This window comes from Variovorax sp. P4_B10 (assembly GCF_056402375.1).
This window is the reverse complement of the sequence record NZ_JBFUHN010000172.1, coordinates 1-2,413: the sequence shown is the minus strand read 5'-3', so window position 1 is coordinate 2,413 and position 2,413 is coordinate 1. Positions and strand designations below refer to the sequence as shown.

2 protein-coding genes and 1 pseudogene are annotated in these 2,413 nt (G+C 67.1%); 1 reads left to right on the top strand and 2 read right to left on the bottom strand.

Translation table 11 applies throughout. The features are described 5' to 3' along the window. Together AC1DXX_RS33295 and nth are read right to left on the bottom strand one after the other, a co-directional pair. Positions 1-423, bottom strand: a pseudogene (locus AC1DXX_RS33295) (Ivy family c-type lysozyme inhibitor); the annotation flags it as partial. A gap of 11 nt (positions 424-434) precedes the next feature. Beyond that, positions 435-1,082 carry an endonuclease III gene (gene nth, locus AC1DXX_RS33290; protein ID WP_478138465.1) on the bottom strand — a complete coding sequence of 216 codons (648 nt, stop codon included), beginning with the start codon at positions 1,080-1,082 and terminating at the stop codon, positions 435-437. A gap of 140 nt (positions 1,083-1,222) precedes the next feature. Here nth and AC1DXX_RS33285 point away from each other — a divergent pair, with 140 nt between their 5' ends. After that, on the top strand, positions 1,223-2,410 hold the full coding sequence (locus AC1DXX_RS33285; protein ID WP_478138464.1) for an aminotransferase-like domain-containing protein: 1,188 nt from the start codon (positions 1,223-1,225) through the stop codon (positions 2,408-2,410). Positions 2,411-2,413: the final 3 nt, after the last annotated feature.

Sequence of the window (2,413 nt, the reverse complement as noted above, 5' to 3'; positions counted from 1 at the left end):
CTGCTTCATCAGCTCGGGCCCCAGTTGTCCCGCAACCGGCTTCGCGGCATCCAGCGTGATGGACTGTCCGCGCGCCTCGCGGTAGACGAGGAAGGTCATCGGCCCGCCGTTGTCCACGCTGCTCATCAGCGCGACATCGAACTGGGCCGGCGGCCGGCTGTTGCCGAAGAAGCTGTAGGCCGTTTCCGGATCGCGGCCGACCACGCGGCGCTTGCCGCTTTCGGCAATCAGCATGTCCTGGCGAACCTGCAGCGTCGGCGCGGCCGCATCGGCGCACGAGGTCGACCAGCGGCCGCCGTAGAGCGCCATCGCGTCAGGCGAGAGGCCTTTGCTGCCCTGGGACCAGGCCGCGGCCGGAACGAAGGCGGCTGCGCTGAGGAGGGCGGCGGCAAGGAGGGCGCTGTGGTTCTTCGGGATCGTCATGCGGTGGGGTGTCAGGCTGTTTTCGGGGCCGGCGTCTTGGGTTTGTAGTCGCAGAAAGTGGCGACCGCGCATTCCCAGCAGCGCGGCTTGCGCGCCACGCAGATGTAGCGGCCGTGCAGGATCAACCAGTGGTGCGCATGCAGCCGGTACTCCGGTGGGACGCGTTTTTCGAGCTTGAGTTCCACCTCGAGCGGTGTCTTGCCGGGCGCCAGCCCGGTGCGATTGCCCATGCGGAAGATGTGGGTGTCGACCGCGATGGTCGCTTCGCCGAAGGCGACGTTCAGCACCACGTTCGCCGTCTTGCGGCCGACGCCGGGCAAGGCCTCGAGTTCGGCGCGCGTTTTCGGAACCTCGCCGCCGTGCAACTCGACGAGCATGCGGCAGGCCTCRATCAGGTGCTTGGCCTTGCTGCGGTAGAGCCCGATGGTCTTGATGTATTCCTCCAGCCCCTCGACGCCCAGGTCGAGGATCGCCTGCGGCGTGTTGGCCACCGGAAAGAGCTTGCGCGTGGCCTTGTTCACGCCCACGTCCGTGGCTTGCGCCGAGAGCAGCACGGCGGCCAGCAGCTCGAAGGGCGTGCTGTATTCGAGCTCGGTTTCGGGCGTGGGGTTGGCCGCCTGCAGGGTGGCGAAGAAGAGGGGGATGTTGTCTTTTTTCATGGGGGTCCGGGGGCGCGGCACCCGTGTGCTGTCGGCAGCACGGCGGCGTAGGCGCAATATATCGTTGAAAGGCTATGGCCTTACGCAGCTTTATTGCCCGCCGCTTTCGCGACAATGGCGCCCAGAAAGTGAGATTGACCATGCAATTCGCCTCCCGCCTCGACAACGTCGAAACCTCCGCCATCCGCGAACTCTTCAAGCTGCTCGGCAAGCCCGGCATCATCAGCTTCGCGGGCGGTTTCCCGGACAGCGCGATGTTCGACGTCGAGGGCCTCAAGGAGGCGAGCAACAAGGCGCTGACCGAGGAGCCCGGCGGCGCGCTGCAGTACGGCGCCACCGAGGGCTACGAGCCGCTGCGCACCCAGCTCAGCGCCTTCATGAAGACCAAGGGCGTCGACGTGGACCCCAGCGGCCTGATCGTCACCACCGGCAGCCAGCAGGCGCTCGACCTGCTGGGCAAGACCATGATTTCTCCGGGCGACAAGGTGATCGTCGAGGGCCCGACCTTCCTGGCCACCATCCAGTGCTTCCGCCTCTACGGCGCGCAACTCATCAGCGCGCCCATCGACGCCAACGGCGTGAAGACCGACGAGCTCGAGAAGCTCATCGCCGAGCACAAGCCCAAGTTCGTCTACCTGATCCCGACCTTCGGCAACCCCAGCGGCGCGATGCTGACGCTGGAGCGCCGCAAGAAGGTGCTCGAGCTGGCGGTGAAGTACCAGACGCTGGTCGTCGAGGACGATCCGTACGGCGACCTCTACTTCGGCGAGGCGCCCCCCCCTTCGATCCTGGCGTTAGCCAAGGACGTGCCGGGCAGCCGCGAGCTGCTGGCGCACTGCGGCAGCCTGAGCAAGGTGCTGAGCCCGGGCCTGCGCATCGGCTGGATGATCGCGCCCGCCGAACTGCTGGCCAAGGCGACGATGTGCAAGCAGTTCAGCGATGCGCACACCAGCACCTTCGCCCAGGCCACGGCCGCGCAGTACCTCAAGAGCGGCCGCATGCCCGGCACGCTGGCGCACGTGCGCGAGGTCTACGGCCAGCGTGCGCAGGCCATGGGCGCGGCGCTGAAGCGCGAGCTGGGCGATGCGGTGAGCTTCACGCAGCCGGCCGGCGGCCTGTTCTTCTGGGCGCGCCTGACGGGCGCCAATGGCAAGCTGGCCGATGCGAACGAACTGGCGAAGCGCGCGATCGAAAAGCTCGTGGCCTTTGTGCCCGGTGCGCCGTTCTTTGCGGAGAAGCCCGATGTGGCGACGCTGCGCCTGAGCTTTGCGACGGCCGACGTGGCGAAGATCGAAGAAGGCGTCAAGCGCCTCGGCCAGGCCCTGTAGATC

Bases quoted from the DNA above. Each gene is read 5' to 3' on its own strand.
- AC1DXX_RS33285 (WP_478138464.1), top strand. From the start codon at position 1,223: ATGCAATTCGCCTCCCGCCTCGACAACGTCGAAACCTCCGCCATCCGC.